Raw genomic sequence first — 22,171 nt, forward strand, 5'->3', positions numbered from 1 at the left:
TTGATCGCTACGCAACCCACTCCAGGCGAATCCACAGCCTTGCAAAAGGGGGTTGCACAAGCAGGTTAATCCGGGTATTTCTAAATTGCATCCAGATTTTGCATACAATAATTAGAGGAATGCACCATTATGGGTCATCCAGTTGCAATTGAAGTGCGAAACGTCTCAAAACGTTATTCCGACGATCCCGGACTGGCGCCAGCCCTGGACAATGTGTCTGTCGACATCGCCGACAACGAATTCTTCACCCTGCTCGGCCCCTCCGGCTGCGGCAAGACCACTCTGCTGCGCACCATCGCCGGTTTCGAGCACGTCAGCGAAGGCGAGATTCGCCTGGCCGGGGAACCGGTCAACGATCTGCCGCCGTTCAAGCGTAGGGTCAACACGGTGTTCCAGAGCTACGCGCTGTTTCCGCACATGAGTGTTGCGCAGAATATCGCCTTCGGCCTCGAGATGCAGGGTCTTGATCGCAAGCTGATCCCGCAACGGGTCGATGAGATGCTGGCGCTGGTGCAAATGCAACACCTGGCCCAGCGCAAACCGGCGGAATTATCCGGTGGCCAGCAGCAGCGCGTGGCGCTGGCCCGGGCCCTGGCGCCGAAGCCCAAGGTGCTGTTGCTCGACGAGCCGTTGTCGGCTCTGGACCTCAAGCTGCGCAAGGAAATGCAGGTCGAACTCAAGCGCGTGCAGAAGGAAGCCGGGATCACCTTCATCTTCGTCACCCACGACCAGGAAGAAGCCCTGACCCTGTCCGATCGCATCGCTGTGATGTCCGCCGGCAAGATCCTGCAGATCGGCACCCCGAACGACATCTACGAAAACCCCCAGCATCGGTTCGTCGCCCAGTTCATCGGCGACATCAACTTCCTTCCCGGCCATATCAAACGTGGCCAGCAGAACGAAAAGCTCTTCGTGCCCAACGGCATGCCGGTGGAAATCCCCTGCCCGGCCCAGGGCTTCGACGGCTCCAGCGTGCAACTGGCATTCCGCCCGGAGCGTTCGCAACTGGTCGACCCGACGCAACCACACCACCTGCGCGGGGTGATCGAGGCGGTGTTGTATGTCGGCACGGCGACCCTCTACCAGTGCCGCCTGAACAACGACATCAAGGTCATGCTGCGCGAGAACAACGAAGGCCTGAACCGCAATCGCGGGGTCGGCGACCGTGTCGCGGTCAACCTGCCGCCCCACGCCTGCCTGTTGATGGAGGCCTGAGATGAGCGTCAGCAGCACTTCCCCAGCCCTCAACCGCGCGCTGTTGCTCAGCCCGGTGGTCCTGACCCTGCTGTCTCTGATCGCCATTCCGCTGGGCATCATGGGCTACATCAGCCTGTTGCCGCGCAACGTCTATGGCGGCGTCGACTGGCAGGCCGACTGGCAATTGCAAAGCTACGTGCAGCTGTTTTTCCAGGAAGGTTTCGAAGGCGAACTGGAGCTGAACTGGGTCTACGCCCAGGCGCTGATCCGCTCGGTGTTCCAGGCCGGCGGCACCACGGTGCTGTGTTTCCTGTTCGGCTTTCCGGTGGCGCTGTGGATGTCGAGCCTGACTCCGCGGCGGCGCAACCTGATGGTGTTGCTGATCACCATCCCGTTCTGGACCAACCTGTTGATCCGCAACTACGCCTGGCTGATCATCCTGCGTGAACAGGGCTGGGTCGCCCAGAGCCTCAACGCGCTGTTTCCCCAGGCCGGCGGCATCACCCTGCTCTACAACGACTTCGCGGTCAGCGTCGGGCTGGTCTACAGCTTCCTGCCGTTCATGATTTTGCCGATCTACTCGACCCTGGAAAAACTCGACTGGCGCCTGGTGGAAGCCGCCTATGACCTGGGTGCCAATCGCTGGCATGCGTTGAAGCGGATCATTTTGCCGCTATCGATGCCGGGGGTGATTGCCGGCTCATTGCTGGTGTTCGTGCCGAGCCTCGGTGCCTTCATCACCCCGGCGATTCTCGGCGGCGGCAAGACGCTGATGATCGGCAACCTGATCCAGCAACAGTTCGGCACGGCGCGTAACTGGCCACTGGGCAGTTCGCTGTCGTTCCTGCTGCTGGGGATTCTGCTGCTGTCTCTGGTGCTTTACGCCCTCTATAGCCGCAGCGCCGCCAAAACGCTTCGCCGAGGAGCCACCGCATGATCGCCCTGCACTTGAAAAAACTGCCGATGACCCGGGAAGTCAGCCTGCTGATCCTGGCCTACCTGTACCTGCCGATCTTCGTGCTGATCGCCTACAGCTTCAACGCCAACCGCTCGGCGACGGTGTGGACCGAGTTCTCGTTCGCCTGGTACGGACGGATCCTCGCCAACCCGTCGATCCAGACCGCGGCGCTGAACTCGATCATCGTCGCCAGCATCGCTACGGTGTGCGCCACGGCGATTGCGCTGCTTGCGGCACTGGCGACCTACCGGCCGTTCTATGGGCAGAAGATGGTCGAAGGCGGGATCAACCTGCCGCTGATCCTGCCGGAGATCGTCACCGCCGTCGCCACCCTGCTGCTGTTCATGGCGCTGGGGATCAAGCTCGGCTTGCTGACGGTGATCGTCGCGCACGTCGGCTTCTGCATTCCCTTCGCCTACCTGCCGATCCGCGCGCGGCTCAATGACCTGGACAAGAGCCTGCTGGAAGCGGCGAACGACCTGTACGCCAATCCGTGGCAGGTGTTTCGCCGGGTGACGCTGCCGCTGTTGTGGCCGGCGGTGCTGTCCGGGTCGGTGCTGGCGTTCGTGGTCAGCCTCGACGATTTCATCATGACTTTCTTCGTCGCCGGTCCCGGTTCGACCACGTTGCCGGTGTACATCTTCTCCGCGATCAAGGCCGGCGTGACGCCGGAGATCAACGCGATCTCGACCCTGATGCTGGTGATTTCCATCGTGCTGGTGGTGCTGGCCTTCTGGCTGGGACAGCGCGGCAAAAACCAATAATCCTGGAGCGCTTCAACCATGAAAACAAAAAGCATGTGCTTCGCTGTTGCCGGTCTGGCCCTGAGTTGCTTCACCGCGTTGAGTACACAGGCCGCTGAGCCCAAGGAACTGTTCTTCTACAACTGGACCGACTACTACCCGGTCGACCTGCTGGCCAAGTTCGAAAAGGAGACCGGGATCAAGGTCACCATGGACGGCTACGACAGCAACGAAACCCTGCTGGCCAAGTTGCAGGCCGGCGGCGCGGCGTACGACGTGATCGTGCCGTCGCAATCGATCATGCGCACCCTGATCAACCAGGACCTGCTACTGGAAATCGACGCCTCGGCCCTGCCCAACTTCCAGCACGTCAAGCCGGCGTTCCGCGACCCGAGCTTCGACCCCGGCCGCAAGTTCTCGGCGCCGTACCTGTGGGGCACCACAGGGTTCTCCTATGACAGCGCGCGGGTGCCGGGCGGCAAATTGGACGACTCGTGGAAAGAGTTCTTCGAGCCGCGCAAGGAACTGCAAGGCCAACTCGCCGCCCTCGACACCTCCAGCAGCGTGATCAACGCCGCCAGCCACTATCTGAATGTCGACGAATGCAGCGAAAACCCCCAGGACGCCAAGCGCATCCTGGAGCTGCTGCAAAAGCAGAAGCCCTTCCTGAAGATGTACAGCTCGGACAACACCGTCGATCGCATGGCCTCCGGTGAAGTGATCATGATGCAGAACTGGAACGGCTCCACGGCCCGGGCCACCTTGCAGAAGAGCACCATCAAGTACGTGTACCCGAAGGAAGGCCTGGCGATGTTCCAGGACAACTTCGCCGTACCGAAAAGCGCGCCGCACCCCGGCAACGCGAAGATTTTCATCGACTGGATGATGAAACCGGAAAACGCCGCGGCCGTGTCCAACGCCATCGCCTATGACAACGGCATCCAGAGCGACAAGCTGATCGACGCCAAGTGGCGAGTGATGGACGCCATCAACATGCCCGACGAATTCGCCTCGCGCCTGCGCCCGGAAAAGGAATGCAGCAACAAGGCGCGGGAGCTGCAGGACCGCATTTGGGCGAAGCTCAAGGGCTGATCCAGGACCGAGTCGCGGCCTTCGCGAGCAAGCCCGCTCCCACAAGGGATCTCCAGTGTTCACACGGACAATGTGGGAGCGGGCTTGCTCGCGAAGAGGCCCTCCTTAACAACACAGAATTCGAGGTTTAAATGACCCAACCCCGCTGGCTACGCAACGTACGCCCCTACGGCGCCCCCGCCGAAGACCTGCTGATCGAAAACGGCCGCTTCACCCAACGTCGCCCGGCCTCGACCACCGAGTTGCTGGCCACCGACATCGACGGCCAGAACCAGCTGCTGACCCCCGCCCTGGTGGAAAGCCACGTACACCTGGACAAGACCCTCTGGGGCCAACCCTGGCGCCCGAACAGCGCAGGTCCCACCCTCAAGGACTACATCGCCAACGAACGCCGAATCCTGCGGGAAGTCACCGCCCCCATCGCACATCGGGCCGGCGCCCTGCTGGAAAACTGCATTGCCCGCGGCTCGCTGACGATGCGTTGCCACGTCGACATCGACCCCGAATTCGGCCTGCGCCATGTCGAAGCCATGCAGCAACTGCGGGAAAAATACCGAGACCTTATCGACCTGCAACTGGTGGTGTTCCCGCAAACCGGCCTCATCAGCCGCCCCGGCACCGCCGAGCTGATGCGCGAAGCCATGGCCCTGGGCGTGGAGAACGTCGGGGGTCTTGATCCCTGCGGCATCGACAACGACCCCGTGGCGCAGCTCGACTTCGTGTTCAACCTGGCCAGCGAGTTCGAGCGTGGCGTCGACATCCACCTGCACGACAAGGGCGAGCTGGGCCTGTGGCAGATCGCGCTGATCGCCGACTACACCGAGCGCTTCGGGCTGCAAGGCCGGGTGATGATCAGCCATGCCTATTGCCTGGGCATGTTACCCTGGAGCCAGGTCAACCCTGTGGCCGAACGCCTGGCGGCGCTGGGTATTTCGCTGATGAGTTCGGCGCCGGCCGACTGCGCAGTGCCGCCGTTCCTGGCGTTGCGCGAGGCCGGTGTCAACGTCTGCCTGGGTTCCGACGGGATTCGCGACGCCTGGTCGCCCATGGGCAACGGCGACATGCTGGAGCGGGCGATGCTGCTGGCGTTTCGTTTCGACTTGAACAAGGACGAAGAACTGGCGGCGGCGTTTGCGGCGGCGACGGACAATGGCGCTCGGGCGCTAGGCTGTGAAAACTATGGCCTGGAAATTGGTCGGCCAGCGGATTTCCTGTTGATGCCGGTTCAGACCCTGGGCGAAGCCGTGGTTTCGCGGCCGGTTCGCCAGGTGTATCGCGGTGGTCAACTGATCGCGTCTGGCGGTCGTCTGCTGGAAAGCCGCCGGTGAAACGCATCGGCTTGCGGGCCAGCTGCGTAGTCGGCTTCGACGGCGCGCAACATGTGCTGTGGCGCGACGGCGAAGTGGTGTTCGAAGGCGCGCGCATCCTGTTTGTCGGGCGAGATTACGCCGGGCCGGTGGATCAGTGGATCGACCATGGCAACGCGCTGATCGGCCCGGGTTTCATCGATCTGGATGCGCTGGGCGATCTCGATTCCACGGTGCTGACCCTGGACAACGGCGACGAGCGCGCCATGGGCCGGATGTGGTCGGCGCAGTATCTGGCGCGCGGCCCACGGGAAAGCTACAGCGCCGAAGAAGAAGTCTTCAAATACCGCTACGCCTTCACCCAATTGATCCGCAACGGCATCACCACGGCCATGCCGATCACCTCGATGTACTACCGCGAGTGGGCCGAAACCTACGACGAGTTTGCCGCGGTGGCCGGGGTGGCGGCCGAGCTGGGGCTGCGCACTTACCTTGGCCCCTGCTACATGAGCGGCATGAGCTACTGGCAGGCAGACGGCACGCTGGCCCATCACTGGGACGAAGCCCGGGGCATGGCCGGGCTCGAGGCGGCCGAGCGGTTTTTCCGGAATTTCGATGGCGCTCATGGCGGCCTGATTCGCGGCGCGCTGCTGCCGGATCGCATCCAGACCTGCACGCCGGCGCTGTTGCAACGCACCGCGGCACTGAGCCGCGAACTCAACGCGCCGATGCGTTTGCACTGCTGCCAGGGGCTCGGCGAGGTGGCGATGGTTGAACAACTGCGCGGTTTTTCGCCGCTGGCTTGGCTGGAGGATCTGCACCTGCTGACCCCGCGCAGCCTGTTGCCCCATGGCATCTACACCCGGGGCGATGATGATCTGCAACGGCTGGTGGATAGCGGCGCCAGCCTGGTGCATTGCCCGGTGGTGTTCGCCCGGGATGGCGAGGCGCTGAATTCCTTTGGTCGCTATCGCGCCAAGGGCATCAACTTCGCCCTGGGTACCGACACCTGGCCGGCGGACCTGCTGGACAACATGCGCCAGGGTTTGAACATCGCGCGCTTGATGGAAGGCGGCAATGCACTGACCAGCACCCTGGACCTGTACAACGCCGCCACCCTCGGCGGCGCCAAGGCCTTGGGCCGCGACGATCTCGGGCGCCTGGCACCGGGGGCCAAGGCCGACATCACCGTGTTCAACCTGCGCGGCCTGCACCTGGGACCGCTGTTCGACCCATTGAAAAACCTGGTTTTGGCCGGGCGCGGTGACGATTGCATCGCCAGCTACATCGACGGTCGCTGCGTGATGCAGGACCGTCAGGTGCAGGGCGTCGACTACCCCGCCCTGCAGCGCCAGGCCCAACGGCAATTCGAAAAACTGATGCGCAGCCACAGCGACCGAGCCTTCGGCCAACCGGACTGGAAGACCCTGTTCCAGCCGGCTATCCCGTTCGCCGACGACTACAGCGCACAGGCGCCGCTCTGCGCCATCGATCCACTCCTTTAGAGAATCCTGCCTATGCAAAGCTTCGATTTCAGCACGCTGAGTGCGCGAGACAAATACAAGATCCTGATCGGCAGCGTGGTGCCACGGCCGATTGCCCTGGTCACCACCGTCGACGCTGAAGGCCGCGTCAATGCCGCGCCGTTCAGCTTCTTCAACGCGCTGTCTGCCGATCCGCCGATCCTGGCGCTGGGCGTGGAAAACTACGGCGACCAGAGTCCCAAGGACACCACGCGCAACATCCAGCTCAACCAGGAGTTCACCGTGAACATCGTCAGCGATGCCCTGGTGGAAGCCATGAACGTCTGCGCCGTGCCCTTCGCTCCGGGTTTCGACGAGCTGACCGCCGCCGGCCTCACCGCCATCCCCGGCACCACGGTCAGATGCCCACGCATTGGCGAAGCGCCGGTGGCCCTGGAATGCCGACGGATGATGGCGCTGTCCATCGGCCAGTCGCGGGAGATCATCCTTGGTGAAGTGTTGATGGCGCATGTGCGCGATGAGCTGATCGACCCGAAAACGCTGTACATCGATCAACTGGGGCTTGATGCGATCGGGCGGATGGGTGGGCATGGGTATGCGCGCACGCGCGACTACTTCGACCTGCCAACCCGTTCTTTGCAGGCGTGGACGGATGCACCAGGTGGTGGCGAACGCTTCTGGCCCGCCACCAAATAACCAGACACACCCCAAAACCTGTAGGAGCGAGCTTGCTCGCGATGGTCGTCAACGATAACGCTGATAACCTGACAGCCCGCGGCGCTCTCAGGTCCATCGCGAGCAAGCTCGCTCCTACAGGGGGTTGCGTGTGTCAGTGGAAGTCGCGGCTGCGCACGGTGATGCCGTCCAGTAACGGGCTCAGATCGCTCAAGCGCCCGGCTATCAAATGCCGCACATCCCCCTCCTTCTCCCAGCGCCCATCGACCTTGAGCAGCTGCGACCCCACCAACACCTGGCGCTGGCGCTCGGCCAGGTCGCGCCAGACCACCACGTTGACGTTGCCGAACTCGTCTTCCAGGGTGACGAAGGTCACACCGCTGGCGGTGCTCGGCCGTTGGCGACCGGTCACCAGCCCGGCGACGCTGACCGGTCGCCCGTGCTCAACCTCCAGCAACTCCCTGGAACTGCGGCAGCGACGGGCTTTCAATTCGCCGCGCAACAAGGCCAACGGATGCGGCCCGAGGGTGGTGCCCAGGCTGTTGTAATCGGCCAGCAGGTCCTCACCCACCGTGGGTCTGGGCAACGCCACCGCGTCCTCCTCCTGACGGGGCAGACCGGCAAACAGGCCGAGCTGTTTTTCCACCCCCGCCACTTCCCAGCGCGCCCGATGCCGGTCGCCGGCCAGCCCGCGCAATGCACCGGCATCGGCCAGTTGTTCCTGGGCGCGGGCATCCAGGCGGGCCCGTTCGCCCAGGTCGGCGATGTCGGCAAACGCGCCCTTGGACCGCGCCGCCTCGATGCGCCGGGCATCGTCCTCGCGAAAGCCCTTGATCATGCGTAACCCCATGCGAATCGCCGGCTGCGCGCCGGCAATCGGCTCCAGGCTGCAATCCCAGTCGCTGGCCCGCACGTCCACCGGGCGGATCTGCAAATGGTGGCGACGCGCGTCCTGCAGAATCTGGTCCGGGCTGTAGAAGCCCATGGGCCAACTGTTGATCAGGGCACAGGCGAAAGCCGCCGGTTCGTGGCATTTCAACCAGCAACTGGCGTAGGTCAGCAAGGCAAAACTGGCGGCGTGGGATTCGGGAAAACCGTAGCTGCCAAAGCCCTTGATCTGCTCGAAGATCTGCGCGGCGAAGTCGGCGCTGTAGCCTTTTTTCTTCATCCCGGCGGCCAGGCGTTCCTTGTGTGGTTCCAGTCCGCCATGGCGTTTCCAGGCGGCCATGGAGCGGCGCAACTGATCGGCTTCGCCGGGGCTGTAGTCGGCGGCGACGATGGCGATCTGCATCACCTGTTCCTGGAACAGCGGCACGCCCAAGGTGCGTTTCAACACCTCGCGCAATTCTTCGGAGGGATAGCTTTCCAGCTCTTCCTTGTTTCGTCGGCGCAGGTACGGGTGCACCATGCCGCCCTGGATCGGCCCGGGCCGCACGATGGCCACCTCGATCACCAGGTCATAGAACTCGCGCGGCTTGAGCCGGGGCAGCATCGACATCTGCGCCCGGGACTCGATCTGGAACACACCGATGGTGTCGGCGCGGCCAATCATGTCGTAGGTCAGCGAGTCCTCGGAGGGGATGGTCGCCAGGCTCAAGTCGAGGTTGCGATGACGCCGCAGCAAATCGAGACAACGGCGAATAGCACTGAGCATGCCCAGCGCGAGGATATCCACCTTGAGCAGGCCGACCGCATCGAGATCGTCCTTGTCCCACTGGATGATGGTGCGCTCGGCCATGGCGGCGTTTTCCACCGGCACCAGGTGGTCCAGCGGCTGCTCGGAAATCACGAAGCCGCCAGGGTGCTGGGACAGGTGCCGGGGGAAACCGATCAACTGCTGGGTCAAACTCAACACCCGGCGCAGCACCGGGCTCTCGGGATCGAAACCGCCTTCACGCAGGCGCTCCACGGGCGGTGTTTCATCACTCCAGTGTCCACAGCAATCGGCCAGGGCATTGATCTGGTCCGGCGGCAGCCCCAAGGCCTTGGCCACATCGCGCACGGCGCCGGCCGCGTGGTAAGTGCTGACCACGGCGGTCAAGGCCGCGCGGGTGCGGCCATAACGCTGGAATACGTACTGCAGGACTTCTTCGCGGCGTTCGTGCTCGAAGTCCACATCGATATCCGGCGGCTCGTCGCGTTCCTTGGAAAGAAAGCGTTCAAACAGCATGTTCATCCGGTCGGGGTCTATCTCGGTGATGCCCAAGGCGAAACAAACCGCCGAGTTGGCCGCCGAGCCCCGGCCCTGACAGAGGATTTTTTCGCGCCGGGCGAAGGCGACGATGTCCTGGACGGTGAGGAAATAACTCTCGTAACCGAGCTCGGCGATCAGCCCCAGTTCCTTGTCGATCAGCCCGCGCACTTTCTCGCTGGCACCCTGGGGCCAGCGCTCGCGAATGCCGCGCTCGGTCAATTCCCTCAGCCAGGAGGTTGCGCTGTGTCCATCTGGCACCAGCTCCCGCGGATACTGATAACGCAGCTGGCCAAGATCAAAGGTACAGCGCCGGACAATGTTCAGGGTTTCGTCGAGCAAGGCAGGCGGATAGAGCTCGCGCAGCACATCGAAGCCGCGCAGGTGCCGCTCGCCGTTGGGGTGCAGGCGCAGCCCGGCATCGGCCACGGGCAGGTGATGGCGGATCGCGGTCATGGTGTCCTGCAGGGCCCGGCGTCCGCGCGCGTGCATGTGCACATCGCCGCTGGCCACCGCAGGTATCCGCAGTTCCCTGGCCAACGCCAGCAGATCACGCAGGCGCCGGCTATCGTCCTGGCCGCGATGCAGCTGGACCGCCAGCCACAGGCGCTCGGCGAAGACCTGCTGCAACCACTGGCCTTGTTCAACGTCATCGACCGCGTCCGGGATCCACAGCGCCAACAGCCCTGGCAAGGGTTCGTCGAAGTCTTCGCGCAGCACTTGATACTGGCCTTTCTGTGTACGGCGTCGGGCGCGGGTGATCAGTCGGCACAGGGTCTGGTAACCCTCGAGGTTTTCCACCAGCAACACCAGTTTCGGGCCATTTTCGATGCGCACTTCACTGCCGATGATCAGTGGCAACTCCACCGACTTCGCCGCCTGCCAGGCACGGACGATACCGGCCAGGGTACATTCGTCGGTGATCGCCAGGGCCTGGTAGCCCTGTTTTTTCGCCCGCTGGAACAGCTCGAGGGCACTGGAGGCACCGCGCTGGAAACTGAAGTTCGACAGGCAGTGCAGCTCGGCATATCCGGCGTTCATGCGAACCAGCCCTGCAGCCACAACGGACCACCCTCGCCCACCGCGCGATAAGCCCAACCCTGCTGGCCGGCGCGGGTTTCGATCAGGTAGTAATCGCGGCGCACATCATCGCCGTCCCACCAACCGGATTCGATGCGCTCCGGCCCCATGAGGATGCGCGCCGAGCCTTCGTGCACCGCCAGCGGCTCGGTCAGCAGCCAGCCCGGCCGCTGCACGGTCGGCAAGCCCGTACAGGGCTGGTTGTCTGCACTGGCCTGCCACGCGCACTCGGGGCGGTGATCGGCCTGAAAGCCCAGGCCATGCACGGCGTCATCCCCCAGCCGCGCGCGCAGGCGCTCGCGCAGTTGCGCCCAGGGCAAGGTCTGCTGCGGGCGATCGTCGAACAGCTCCTGAAACTGCGGAACGAAGCTCGGCAAGTCTTCGGCGCGCAGGCGAAAACCGCGCACCGGGGCCTCGACCTGGACTTGCTCCAGTCGCCCCCGGGCCAGTTCGAACAGCATGGCCGGATCGCGCTCGGCGCTGAGCAGGCCGACCTTGATCAGCGTGTCGGGCAGCCCGGCGTGTTCCAGGTGCAGGTCGAAACGCTGCACGCCGCTGTCCCGACCGCAGAGGAACGCCGACAGGTCACCGGTCAATCGGCGCAATGGAAACAGCAAGGCCTGATGGGACTGCACATCGAAATTGAGCTCGATGCGCACATCAAAACGGTCCGGCGGCAGGTAGAACGTCAGCGCCAACCGCCGTGTGCCCAGCAAGGCATCCAGGTGCTTGAGCACCTCGGCCTCAAAACGCCGGGCCAGGCTGTGCCGGGGCAACGCCTGCACTTGGCTCAAGGTGCGCAGGCCCATGCGCGACAACGCCGTGGCCACGCTGGCTTGCAACCCGATACGGTCGACGGGCAATTGCCCGAGGTGATGCTGCAAGGCTTGCTCGTCCGGCACCACCAGGCCGTCATGGGCGTTGGCCAGCATCCGCGCCGCCACCGGGTTGGGCGCGGCGACGATGCGGTGACGAAACCCCAGCTCGCCGAGTTCTGCCCGCAAACGCGCCTCGAATGGCGCCCAGCCGCCAAACAAACCCAGGCTGGACTCGATTTCGAACACCAGCGCCCGTGGGTAATGCACGCTGACCTGGGAGCTGAAGCGATAGGCCCAGGCGGCGAGAAATTGCTGCCAGTGTTCGATGGCGGCGACGTCGTACTCGGCGGTGGCAAAACCCTTGCTCAAGGCCTGGGCGGCGCTCATGGACTGGCCGGGACGCAAGCCCAGGGCCCGTGCCGGACCATTGACCGCCTGCAACACCCGACGCTGGGCCGGGCCGGTCAACAGCGCCAGCGGTTCGTCGGGGTCGGCGCGCTGACGCAGTACCGCGTCCAGCGCCAATTGCGGGAACAGAATACACACCCAGCGCATGGCAACCTCAATGCCCCACGGCGAAGGCAATCGGCGCCGAACGGGCCAAGCCGCCCCGGCACTTGAGCACCCGCAACTGTGCCGGCCTGGCATCGATGGCGATGCGCAGGGCCGCTGGCGACGGGTTGATCGCTTCACTGAGCGAGCGATAGGCGAAGGCCAGGGTCGAGCCGGTTTCCGCGGCCACCTGCAAGCGGCGCAAGGCGCGGTCATCGGCCTTGTGCGGCCAGCACAGCACCGCGCCGCAACTGCCCGAACGCAGGCACTGTTCCGCCGCCCACAACGCATCGCGCTCGCTGGCCTGGATGATCGACAATTGGCGCAGATCGACCCCGGCGCTCTGCCAGGCCTGGGGATACGGCACATACGGCGGCGCCACCAGGACGATGCGTTCGCCCGCCGCCGACAGCCGCGCCAGCGCCGGCCACACCAGTTGCAATTCGCCCACACCCTGCCCGGCCAGGAGGATTTCCGTCAGGGCCGCCTCCGGCCAGCCGCCCGTGGGCAACGCCGCATCCAGCGCGGCATGCCCGGTGGGTTGCGGGCTGACGGCCGGCGGCGCAGGTCGGCCTCGCCAGACCTGGCCGCCATTGAACAGCGTATCCAGCGCAACGACGGCACCCATCAGCCTTGCCTCACCAGACCGCAGAACACCCCTTCGATGGCCAGGTCTCGATCACTTTCGACGATGATCGGCTGATAGGCCGGGTTGCGCGGCAACAGGCGAACACGGTCGCCGACCCGTTCGAAGCGCTTGATGGTGACTTCGCCGTCGAGGCGCGCCACGACGATCTGGCCGTTCAGCGCCTCGGGGCTGCGGTGCACGCCCACCAGGTCGCCGTCGAGAATGCCATCCTCGATCATCGAGTCGCCGCGCACACGCAGCAGGTAGTCCGGCACCCGGGAGAACATCGACGGATCGAACAGCAAACGGCTGTGGACCTCGGCATCGGCACCGATCGGCGCACCGGCCGCCACCCGGCCGAGTACCGGGATGTCCAGCAGCTCAGGGCGCGGCGGCTGCCCGAGCAGGCGAATGCCCCGGGCCTGATGCGGGTTGACCTCGATAAACCCGGCTTCGGTCAGCGCCAGCACATGTTTGCGCGCCACGCTGCGGGAGGCGAAACCGAACGCCTCGCTGATTTCAGCGAGGCTCGGGGACTGACCGTGCTCGGCGATACGTTCGCGGATAAAGGTCAGGATGGCGGTACGGCGGGGAGTCAGGGTTGTCATGGAGTACATTTGTACTCCTGTGGGAATTATCTGACAAGCACCTGTGTGTAGGAGCTGACGAGTGAAACGAGGCTGCGATCTTTTGATCTTGCTCTCTGAAAACAAAATCAAAAGATCGCAGCCTCGTTTCACGAGACAGCTCCTACAGGGGGAATCACGGGTACGCCCAAACCACGGGATGCCAGGAAACCTGCGATGTAATCGATGAACGCCAGCACCTTGGCCGTGGCCCGTCGATGGCTGGGATACACCGCCAGGATGTGCGGGCCGAAGCTGTCCGGGTCTATGTCGTAGTCGGCCATCAACCGCACCAGCCGGCCATCGGCGATGTACGGCGCCGCGCTCCACAAGGGCGTATGCAGCAGGCCGCGTCCGGCCAGGGCATTGGCCAGCAGCAGGTCGTAGTTGTCGCTGCGCAGGCGTGGTGCCTGAGGCTGCGGCAGGGTCAGGCGCTGGCCGTCGCGCTCGACCCACCAGAATTCGCGGCTGAGCAACGGATGCCAATACAGCAACCAGTCATGCTCGTCGAGGGTTTGCGGGGTGACGGCGAGCCCCTTGCGTTCGAGGTATTGCGGGCTCGCGCACAGCGCCAGGCAATTGCTGCCGACCACGCGCGCGATCAACCCCGGCAAGTCGTCGTGCCCTTCGCGCAAGGCCAGGTCATGGCCGCTCTCCAGCAGATTGACGAAGTCGTCGCACAGGTCCACCTGCAGGTTGATCTGCGGGTACTGGTCAAGAAAACCGCCACAAACCTGATCGAGAAAGGCCTGCCCATAGGCCAGCGGCGCGGTGATTTTCAGGCTGCCGCGCAAACCATGCTGCAATTGCTCGATCTCCTCGCCGGCCTCGTCCAGTCGCTGCAACACCTGGCGCGCAGTTTCAAGGTACAGCCGCCCGGATTCCGTAAGCAGGATCCGCCGGGTGCTGCGTTCGAACAAACGCGCGCCGAGTTCCGCCTCCAGGTGGTTGACCGCTTTGGTCAGCGCCGACGGGGTTTTGCCCAATTGCTCGGCGGCGCGGCTGAAGCTGCCCAGTTGCGCCGTGACCACGAACATTTTCAGTGCACCCAGTTTGTCCATACTTTTTCCATTCAGGCAAAAACGTTTTTCGTGAGTGAGGCGTTCTACCGAGCGCGGCAAGCCACTAATCTGGCCATCAGACGCAATAACAAGGAAACATTCAATGAAAAGATTCATCCCGAATCTGTTGATGGTGGCAGTCAGTTTTGCCTCGTTGGAAGCCATGGCAGCGACCGACCTGGTGCTGTTCAACGGCAAGATCTTCACCGCCGACCGCAACCTGCCCAAAGTCCAGGCACTGGCGGTACAGGACGGCAAGGTGTTGCAAGTGGGCAGCGATGCCCAGATCAAGGCCCTGATCGAGTCGGGCACCCAAGTCATCGACCTGGGCGGCAAGACCCTGATGCCCGGCCTGATCGACAGCCACTCCCACGCGATTTTCGGGGGCCTGGAAATGGTCTCGGCCAATATGCAAGACGAGGTGGTCGATCTCGACGAACTGGAAAAACGCCTGCGCGCCTGGCGTGACGACGGCAAGGCCAAGCATGGCGATGTCCTGAGCGTGGCCGGCATGAGTTCGGCTTACTGGGCCCAGGCCGAAGCGCTGGGCAAGAAATTCAACAGCGGCGAATGGGCCGACGTCGGCGTGGTATTCACCGGCAGCGACCACCACACGGCCTGGGCCAACAACGTGATGCTCAAGCGCGGCGGCATCGATGCCGCGCTGCTCAAAACCCTGCCAGACGCCGAGAAAGACACCATCGGCAAACTCGCCGACGGCAGCCCCAACGGCTTCCTGGTGGACGCCGGGTGGGACCGGGTGGCCTCGAAAATGCCATCGCCGAGTGCCGCCGACATGTTGAAAGCGGCGCAAACCGCCGTGAGTTACAACAACAGCCTCGGCATCACCGCCTGGATGGACCCCGCCGCCAACGCTGCGCCCGGCGAGCCGGTTTTCGCCCTCAAGCCCACGGAGAAAACCGTCGGCGTGCTGCCGGTGTACAAGGCCCTGTCAGAAAGTGGCGGCATGACCGCCCACGTCGCCGCGCTGCTGGTGGCCAACGGCAAGAGCGTTCCGGCCGATCTCGACACCCTCGATAAGGTCCGCCAGCAATTCCAGGGCATTCCCAACCTTACGCTGCCCGGCATCAAGATCTTCGCCGATGGCGTGATCGAGTACCCGGCACAAAGCGCAGCGATGATCGACCCCTATACCAACTCGCACAAACCGGGCGAACTGCTGATCGATCCGAAGCACTTCGGTGAGCTGGTCAGCGCCATCGATCAGCGCGGCTGGCTGGTGCACATCCACGCCATCGGCGACCGTGCGGTGCGCGAATCGCTGAACGGCATTGCCCAGGCGCGCAAGGACCGGCAGAGCGGCGTGCCCCACTCCATCACGCACTTGCAGATCGTCAACCCGAAAGAGTTCGCCCGCTTCAAACCCCTCGACGTCATCGCCTCGATGCAACTGCTCTGGGCCAGCGCCGACGACTACACCACGGACATGATCAAGCCGTACGTCAGTGCCCAGGCGTTCCGTTACCAGTACCCGGCGCACTCGCTGCTCACACAGGGCGCGACCCTTTCCGGGGCCAGCGACTGGCCGGTGTCCACGCCGAACCCGTTCAACGCCATGGCCCAGGCCATGACCCGGGTCGGTCCATTGGGCGTGCTCAACGCCGAGGAGCGCATCGACCGCGAAACCATGCTCTATGCCTACACCCTCAACGCCGCCCGCACCATTGGCCTGGACAAACAGATCGGCTCGCTGAGCGCCGGTAAACAGGCCGACTTCATCGTGGTCGACCGCGATGTATTCAGCGTCGACGAAAAAGCCCTGCACGACACCCAGGTGCTGCAGACCTGGTTCGCCGGTCGGCAGGTCTACGCAGCAACCCTCTAACAAAATCCTGCAAAACCCCTTCTGCCCGACCTCGTGTTTTACGACACGAGGCCCGGCGCAGCCTTGCTTGAAATCTGCCCATAACAATCCTGCCCTTAACAATAAAAAGCAACGGGACGTACCCCCATGAAAGCTTTCACCCTGTTCGCCCTCGGTTCCTTGAGTTTGCTGCCCTTGTGCAGCCAGGCCGTGCCCTTGAACGATGATTTCTCCTTGCTGCTGGACGTGACCCTGGCCAGCGACTACCGCACCCGCGGCATCTCGCAAACCCAGAACGACCCCGCCTTGCAGGCCGGTGCCACCCTGCAACACAGCAGCGGCCTGTACCTGGGCGCATGGACGTCCAACGTCGATTTTGGCTACGGCCTGAAGACCCGGCAGGAAGTCGATTACTACGCCGGTTGGTTCTGGGAGGCCACAGACGCCATCAACCTCGACCTGGGTTATCTCAAGTATTCATATCCGAAAGAGAGCCAGTTCAACCAGAGCGAGGTCTACGGGATTCTCAGCGTCTATGGGGTGAAACTCGGCGCCTATTATTCCGACGATGCACCGGGCATCGACAGCGAGCAGAACTCGCTCTACAGCTATGTCGGCTACGAGACCGAATTGCCCTACGACACCGGCCTGAAACTGCGCTACGGCTTGATGGACTTCAAGGACCCGCACCTGTATTCGAGCTCGGGTGAAGCCGAGGATTCCTACCGTGAATGGGAGGTCAAGCTGACCCACGAACTGGCGGGTGTGATGCTGGGCCTGAGCTATATCGACACCGATTTGTCCAAGAGCCAGTGCACCAGCAACTGGGGCTTCGACGACGTGTGCAGCGCGACGGTGGTGGCAAGCATCAGCAAATCCTTCTGAATGCCCACTCTGTATTTGGCCTTTGAATCTTGTGCTGAATTTGAGATTGCCTTCGCTGGCAAGCCAGCTCCTACAGGGACCCAGGCGACCACATTATTGGTGGCAACACCGATAAATTGTAGGAGCTGGCTTGCCAGCGAAAGCGGCATTCCATTCACCGACCAAGCCCGGCGAGGTAAGCCCACGGGTAGATCCCCCGCTCATGCCCATCACTGAACACCAATTGCAATCCGTACCCCTGGGAATTCACTTCGATCACCTGAACGCGTGAACCCACCAGCGGTGTCATCCCCCGCAATCGAAACGCCCGGCACTGCGAACACGGGCATTGCCGGCGCAACTCTGCGTGATTGAGCAACTGCTCGCGGCCATCCGGCCAGTTCAAGCGCAGCTGTTGTTTGCTCCGGGAATTGCCCACCGCCACCGGGTTCATTGCAGCTGACTCAGGGCAATGCGTACCGCCTTGCGCACTTCCGGATCGCCATCGTCCTGCGCCGCCTGCAACGGCGCGATGGCGCCTTTATCGTTCAACTCACCAAGGGCCAGGGCGGCTTCCTTGCGCAGGTTGCTGATGCGGTGGCCAAGGGTGTCGATCAGCGCGTCTAAAGCCTGGGCGTAACGCAAACGACCCAGGCTGCGGGTCGCGCGCAGGCGCACTTGCCAGTAATCGTCGCTCAAGGCTTGGACCAATGCCGGGCCGGCGTCAGCGTGCCCAACCTTGCCCAGGGTGGTGGCGGCTTCCTCGCGCACTTGCCAGGCCTGGTCCTGCAAGGCCTGGCGCAGGGCCGGCAGCACCTGCGCGTCGGACGCCAGGCCGAGGGCGCCGGTGGCGGCGCGGCGCACTTCGGTGTCCGGGTCGGCGCTGGCCAGGCGCCCCAGGGCCGGCAAGGCGTCGAGCTGTTTGAGCCAGCCCAGCACACCCACCGCTTCACGGCGGACATTGGCGTCCTGATCGCCCAACGCCAACAGCGCCGCCGAAGCCGCCTGTGGATAGCGCAATTCGCGCAAGGCCCTGAACGCGGCGATGCGCACGCCGATGTCGGCATGCCCGGTCCACGGCAGGATCACCCGGCCCGCCGCTTCGCTCTTGAGCAGGCTCAGGCTTTGCGCGGCAGCAGTTTGCACCGTGGCGGATGGATCGGTCAGCGCCTGGCACAGCGCCTCGACCACCGGTTCATCTTCCCAGGCCTCCAGCAAGCGTGCGGCTTCGGCACGGACCTCTTCGGCCGGGTCCTCAGCCAGTCGATTGACCAGCCACAGCAGGCCGTCCGGCTCTTCCAGGTCGGCCAGTTCGATCAATGCAATGCGGCGCACGCCGGCATCGTCATCGGTCAGTCGCGGTTGCAGGGCGAGAATGTCGTCGTTGTCGGTTACATCGAATAGTGAGGTCATAGGGCAAATCGCGGCAGTTTGTTTTCAGGGGGCAGTCCGAGAGGGTTCAGGCGCGGTAATTGCCGACCATCTTCGTGACGCAATAATTCGAGGCAGTGTCGCTTCAAGCGGGAAAACTCATGGCTGGTCACCAGTTCGCTCGTGCGTGGCCGGGGGAAATCCAGGCGCAAGTCTTCGATGATCCGCCCGGGACGCGAACTCATGACGAGCAGGCGGTCAGCGAGGAACAGCGCTTCGTCGATGTCATGGGTGACAAAGACCACGGTGGTGCGGATGCGCGTCCAGATGTCCAGCAACAGCTCCTGCATGTTCAAACGGGTCAGGGCATCGAGGGCACCAAAGGGCTCGTCCATGAGCAACAGCCGTGGCCGATTGACCAGCACCCGGGCGATTTCCACCCGCTGCTGCATGCCGCCGGAGAGCTGATCCGGCCAGCGCTCGGCGAAGTCTTGCAGGCCCACCAGGGCGAGGATTTCGTCGGCGGCCTGGTGCCGTTCTGATTTGCCGACACCGCGCATTTTCAGGCCGAAAGCCACGTTGTCGCGCACGGTTCGCCAGGGGAACAGCGTGTGATGCTGGAACACCATGCCGCGTTGCGGCGACGGTCCCGAGACTTTTGCACCGTCGACATTCAGGGTCCCGGTGTACGTTGTCAGATGCCCGGCCAGTGCGCCGAGCAAGGTGGACTTGCCGCAACCGGACGGCCCGAGGATGCACACGAACTGCCCCGGTTCGATCAGACAGTCCAGGCCCTGCACGGCTTCGAATGCTGCACTGCCCTCGCCCAGGCTGATCGACAAAGCGCGGATATCGATACGCCCTTCAGGCTGTTGAAAAACGCTCATCAGGCTTTTCCTCGTGGTCGGTGCCAGGGCGTGAACACGCCGCCCAGGCGTTTGATCAGCAGGCTGCTGCCCATCCCGAGTACGCCGATCAGCAGCATGCCGACCACGATGTCGGGGTAGTTCTGGATGGTGTAGGACTCCCAGGTGTAATAACCGATGCCGTATTGGCCGGAGATCATCTCGGCCGTCACCAGGCAGAACCACGAGGTGCCCATGCCGATGGCCAGGCCGGTGATGATGCTCGGCGCGGCGCCCGGCAGGATCACTTCCAGCAACATCGCCCGGCGCCCTGCCCCGAGGCTTTTCGCCGAGGCGATCAGCCGCGGGTCGACGCCTTCGACGCCGTGCACGGTATTGAGCAGGATCGGGAACAAGGCGCCGGTAAAGGTGATAAAGACCATCGACAGCTCGGACGAGGGAAACATCAGGATCGCCAGGGGAATCCAGGCCACGGCGGGGATTGGGCGCAGTACTTCCAGGGGTGGCAGCAACAAATCTTCGGCCCACTTCGAGCGGCCGATGGCCAGGCCCAGGGCGACGCCGATGACCAGCGCGGCGAAGTAACCGGCAAATACCCGGCTGAGGCTGCTGCCCAGGTGCCGGGCGAGCTTGCCGGAGTCGCCGAGGCCCAGCGCCGCTTCAATGACGGCCACGGGGGTGGGGACGTTGGCGAAGGTCACCAGGCCAAGGTTCCAGTGTTGGCTGGCGGCGACGTGCCAGAACAGCAGGCAGAGCAGCAAGGATGCTGCCCTCGGAATCCAGCGTAAAAATGATCCGTACACAATATTCCCTCTCACCGGGAAACCTGTAGGAGCTGGCTTGCCAGCGATTGCGGTGTGTCAGTCAACATTGATGTTGGCTGGTCGGGCGCCTTCGCTGGCAAGCCAGCTCCTACAGGTTCGAGGTGTTTTGCGGTTAGCGGACCGCCACGGCCTGGGTAGTGGCGTCGGTGAAATCGAACACCTTGCCGCCCTGTGCCGTGGCGAATTGTTGGGCCTGGCCTTTGAGCAGGAATGCACTCAAACGCCCCTTGGCATCACTGGCAAACCACGCCTGGTCCGCCAGCAACTTGATCCCGCTGTCAGCGGCCTGGGCATACACCGCGCGGATGTTCTTGCCTTCCTGCTTCAGCGCGGCCAGCGCGGTGAATGCCGCTTGCGCCGAAGCGTACTGACGGACTTTCGGCTCGCCGCGCACCCAGATCTCGGCCACATGGCTGAAGTCGGTGATGGCTTCGCCGCTGGAGGCATCGACGGCTTTAAGCGGCGTCTGCTGGTAGTTCGCAAGCTGCGCGTTGTAGTCCAGCTTCGAGGCCTTGAACGCGGCGCGGATGTACTGGTCGTCGATAAAGGTATTCAGGTCGAGCCCGCGATCGGCTTTCTTCAACAACTTAAGGGTATCGATAGCGGTACCGACGGCCTGGCGGTATTCAGGTTTCCAGGTGAGGTCGCGAGTCTGTACGCCGAGGGGGCCGTGGAACAGGTAGTTGACCTCGGCGTCGACCCCGGTGACCTTGGCGATCAGTTCGCTGTACTTCTCAGGCTCGGCGGCGAGTAGCTGATTGGCTTCGAGGCTGGCGCGCAGGTAGGCGACGACGACTTCCGGGTATTTCTTCGCATAGGCCTGGTCGACCAGCGCCCCGTGGAAGGTCGGCGCGCCGGCCTGGGAACCGTCGTAGATCTTGCGCGCGAACCCGCGGCTCGGGAACAGTTCGGCGAACGGCACGAAGTCGGCATGGGCGTCGATCTTGCCGGCCTGCAACGCGGAACCGGCGACTTCCGGCGGCTGGGCGATGATGTTCACGTCCTTGAGCGGGTCCCAGCCCTGGGCCGCCACCGCGCGCAGCAACATGCCGTGGGCGGTCGAGGCGAACGGCACGGAGATGGTCTTGCCCTTGAGCTCGGCCAGCGACTGCACACCCGAGGCGCTCGGCACCACGATGCCGTTGCCACTGCCCTGGGTGCTGCCCGACAGCACGCTGATGAACAGGCTGTGCTTGCCGGCGGTTTCAAATGCCACGCCGTTGAACGAACCGGGGAAATCGGCCATGGCGCCGAAGTCGAGCTTGCCGGCGACCATCTCGTTGGTCAGCGGCGCGCCACTGGTGAAGTTCTTCCACTCGATGTCGTACTGGGCGTCTTTGTACTGGCCGTCGTGGGGCAGGTATTTGTCCAGCAGGCCCAGTTCGCGAATCAACAGGCCGCCGGCGGCGCAGTTGATGGTGGTGTCCTGGGTGCCGATGGCAATGCGGATGGTTTCGGCCTGGGCCGACAAGGTGAATGAAGCCAGTACCAGACCGGCAATCGCTGCACGTAAGAGCATGAGTGTTTCCCCTCGAATCATTTATAGGATGTTCGTCTCCGCCACGATCAGGGCGTGGTGGGAAACGAGGGGTGTCTTGAAGCAAGCGTCCGGGGGTGGCCGGATGGCGTTTTGATTTGTCTGTACGCGATCCCCTGTGGGAGCGGGCTTGCTCGCGAAAGCGTCCTTTCAGTCAATGGAGATGCCAGCCATGCCGGCGTCTTCGCGAGCAAGCCCGCTCCCACATTGATTGTGTTTCAACGCAGCAAATAAGGGATGTCCACTTTCACCGCCCCGGTCGGGCAGTCCTTTTCACAGGGCATGCAGTACCAGCATTCATCAAAGGCCATGTAGGCCTTTTGCGTGGCCGGGTTGATTGCCAGCAGGTCCATCGGGCAGACGTCGACGCACACGGTGCAGCCTTTGTGGGCGATGCACAGGTCCTCATCGACGGTGACCGGTGCATTGGAGCGAAAGAATATTTCCTGGGGTTGGTAGGCCATTTCACGGT

At 63.5% G+C, this 22,171-nt stretch carries 20 protein-coding genes; 9 read left to right on the forward strand and 11 right to left on the reverse strand.

From position 1 onward, the window contains the following. Positions 1 to 129: 129 nt before the first annotated feature. The 7 genes from SOP85_RS03775 (at position 130) to SOP85_RS03805 (ending at position 7,477) form a co-directional block, all read left to right on the forward strand. Complete coding sequence (locus tag SOP85_RS03775) at positions 130 to 1,215, forward strand: ABC transporter ATP-binding protein (RefSeq protein WP_274075913.1); 1,086 nt, start codon at positions 130 to 132, stop codon at positions 1,213 to 1,215. A gap of 1 nt (position 1,216) precedes the next feature. Continuing rightward, a complete protein-coding gene (locus SOP85_RS03780; RefSeq protein WP_323626109.1) occupies positions 1,217 to 2,134 on the forward strand; it encodes an ABC transporter permease in 918 nt (305 codons plus the stop codon). After that, positions 2,131 to 2,919, forward strand: a complete 789-nt coding sequence (locus SOP85_RS03785; protein WP_274075911.1) for an ABC transporter permease — start codon at positions 2,131 to 2,133, stop codon at positions 2,917 to 2,919. Before SOP85_RS03780 ends, SOP85_RS03785 begins: the two co-directional genes overlap by 4 nt. 18 nt (positions 2,920 to 2,937) lie before the next feature. After that, positions 2,938 to 3,990, forward strand: a complete 1,053-nt coding sequence (locus tag SOP85_RS03790) for an extracellular solute-binding protein (protein ID WP_323606393.1) — start codon at positions 2,938 to 2,940, stop codon at positions 3,988 to 3,990. 131 nt (positions 3,991 to 4,121) lie between these two features. Then, positions 4,122 to 5,318 (forward strand): amidohydrolase family protein, encoded by a 1,197-nt coding sequence (locus tag SOP85_RS03795; RefSeq protein WP_323626110.1) that lies wholly within the window; start codon positions 4,122 to 4,124, stop codon positions 5,316 to 5,318. After that, the gene (locus SOP85_RS03800; RefSeq protein WP_323626111.1) at positions 5,315 to 6,802 is read left to right on the forward strand and encodes an amidohydrolase family protein; all 1,488 of its coding nucleotides are present in this window, start codon (positions 5,315 to 5,317) and stop codon (positions 6,800 to 6,802) included. Before SOP85_RS03795 ends, SOP85_RS03800 begins: the two co-directional genes overlap by 4 nt. Before the next feature lie 12 nt (positions 6,803 to 6,814). Continuing rightward, a complete protein-coding gene (locus tag SOP85_RS03805) occupies positions 6,815 to 7,477 on the forward strand; it encodes a flavin reductase family protein (RefSeq protein WP_323626112.1) in 663 nt (220 codons plus the stop codon). 133 nt (positions 7,478 to 7,610) lie between these two features. Here SOP85_RS03805 and SOP85_RS03815 read toward each other — a convergent pair whose 3' ends face one another. From SOP85_RS03815 to SOP85_RS03835, 5 genes are all read right to left on the reverse strand, one after another. Continuing rightward, entirely contained in the window at positions 7,611 to 10,709 is a 3,099-nt protein-coding gene (locus tag SOP85_RS03815) for an error-prone DNA polymerase (RefSeq protein ID WP_323626114.1), read from the reverse strand. Beyond that, positions 10,685 to 12,100 carry a Y-family DNA polymerase gene (locus tag SOP85_RS03820; protein WP_274075904.1) on the reverse strand — a complete coding sequence of 472 codons (1,416 nt, stop codon included), beginning with the start codon at positions 12,098 to 12,100 and terminating at the stop codon, positions 10,685 to 10,687. Before SOP85_RS03820 ends, SOP85_RS03815 begins: the two co-directional genes overlap by 25 nt. A 7-nt stretch (positions 12,101 to 12,107) precedes the next feature. Next, complete coding sequence (imuA, locus tag SOP85_RS03825; RefSeq protein WP_323606398.1) at positions 12,108 to 12,725, reverse strand: translesion DNA synthesis-associated protein ImuA; 618 nt, start codon at positions 12,723 to 12,725, stop codon at positions 12,108 to 12,110. Continuing rightward, entirely contained in the window at positions 12,725 to 13,342 is a 618-nt protein-coding gene (gene lexA / locus SOP85_RS03830) for a transcriptional repressor LexA (RefSeq protein WP_274075902.1), read from the reverse strand. The genes imuA and lexA overlap by 1 nt, the downstream gene beginning before the upstream one ends. Before the next feature lie 119 nt (positions 13,343 to 13,461). After that, positions 13,462 to 14,412: a LysR family transcriptional regulator gene (locus SOP85_RS03835; RefSeq protein ID WP_323626115.1), complete on the reverse strand. Its 951-nt coding sequence runs from the start codon at positions 14,410 to 14,412 to the stop codon at positions 13,462 to 13,464. Between the two features lie 103 nt (positions 14,413 to 14,515). On the opposite strand from SOP85_RS03835, the gene SOP85_RS03840 reads away from it, so the two are divergent. Together SOP85_RS03840 and SOP85_RS03845 are read left to right on the forward strand one after the other, a co-directional pair. After that, positions 14,516 to 16,258: an amidohydrolase gene (locus SOP85_RS03840; protein WP_323626116.1), complete on the forward strand. Its 1,743-nt coding sequence runs from the start codon at positions 14,516 to 14,518 to the stop codon at positions 16,256 to 16,258. Positions 16,259 to 16,384: 126 nt separating this feature from the next. Continuing rightward, entirely contained in the window at positions 16,385 to 17,122 is a 738-nt protein-coding gene (locus SOP85_RS03845; RefSeq protein ID WP_274075899.1) for a TorF family putative porin, read from the forward strand. 154 nt (positions 17,123 to 17,276) lie between these two features. Here the strand turns inward: SOP85_RS03845 and SOP85_RS03850 are convergent, their stop codons facing one another. The 6 genes from SOP85_RS03850 to SOP85_RS03875 form a co-directional block, all read right to left on the reverse strand. Next, positions 17,277 to 17,555 (reverse strand): DUF971 domain-containing protein, encoded by a 279-nt coding sequence (locus SOP85_RS03850; protein WP_323626117.1) that lies wholly within the window; start codon positions 17,553 to 17,555, stop codon positions 17,277 to 17,279. Continuing rightward, the gene (locus SOP85_RS03855; RefSeq protein ID WP_323626118.1) at positions 17,552 to 18,514 is read right to left on the reverse strand and encodes a HEAT repeat domain-containing protein; all 963 of its coding nucleotides are present in this window, start codon (positions 18,512 to 18,514) and stop codon (positions 17,552 to 17,554) included. The genes SOP85_RS03850 and SOP85_RS03855 overlap by 4 nt, the downstream gene beginning before the upstream one ends. Then, a complete protein-coding gene (locus SOP85_RS03860; protein ID WP_323626120.1) occupies positions 18,511 to 19,359 on the reverse strand; it encodes an ABC transporter ATP-binding protein in 849 nt (282 codons plus the stop codon). Before SOP85_RS03860 ends, SOP85_RS03855 begins: the two co-directional genes overlap by 4 nt. Then, a complete protein-coding gene (locus SOP85_RS03865) occupies positions 19,359 to 20,141 on the reverse strand; it encodes an ABC transporter permease (RefSeq protein ID WP_323626121.1) in 783 nt (260 codons plus the stop codon). Before SOP85_RS03865 ends, SOP85_RS03860 begins: the two co-directional genes overlap by 1 nt. Before the next feature lie 133 nt (positions 20,142 to 20,274). Next, entirely contained in the window at positions 20,275 to 21,681 is a 1,407-nt protein-coding gene (locus SOP85_RS03870) for an ABC transporter substrate-binding protein (RefSeq protein WP_323626122.1), read from the reverse strand. A 236-nt stretch (positions 21,682 to 21,917) separates the two neighbouring features. After that, positions 21,918 to 22,163 (reverse strand): 4Fe-4S dicluster domain-containing protein, encoded by a 246-nt coding sequence (locus tag SOP85_RS03875; protein WP_008060065.1) that lies wholly within the window; start codon positions 22,161 to 22,163, stop codon positions 21,918 to 21,920. Positions 22,164 to 22,171: the final 8 nt, after the last annotated feature.

Origin of the sequence: Pseudomonas sp. YuFO20, assembly GCF_035064975.1 — a bacterium.
Taxonomy (GTDB): Bacteria; Pseudomonadota; Gammaproteobacteria; order Pseudomonadales; family Pseudomonadaceae; genus Aquipseudomonas; species Aquipseudomonas putida_AE.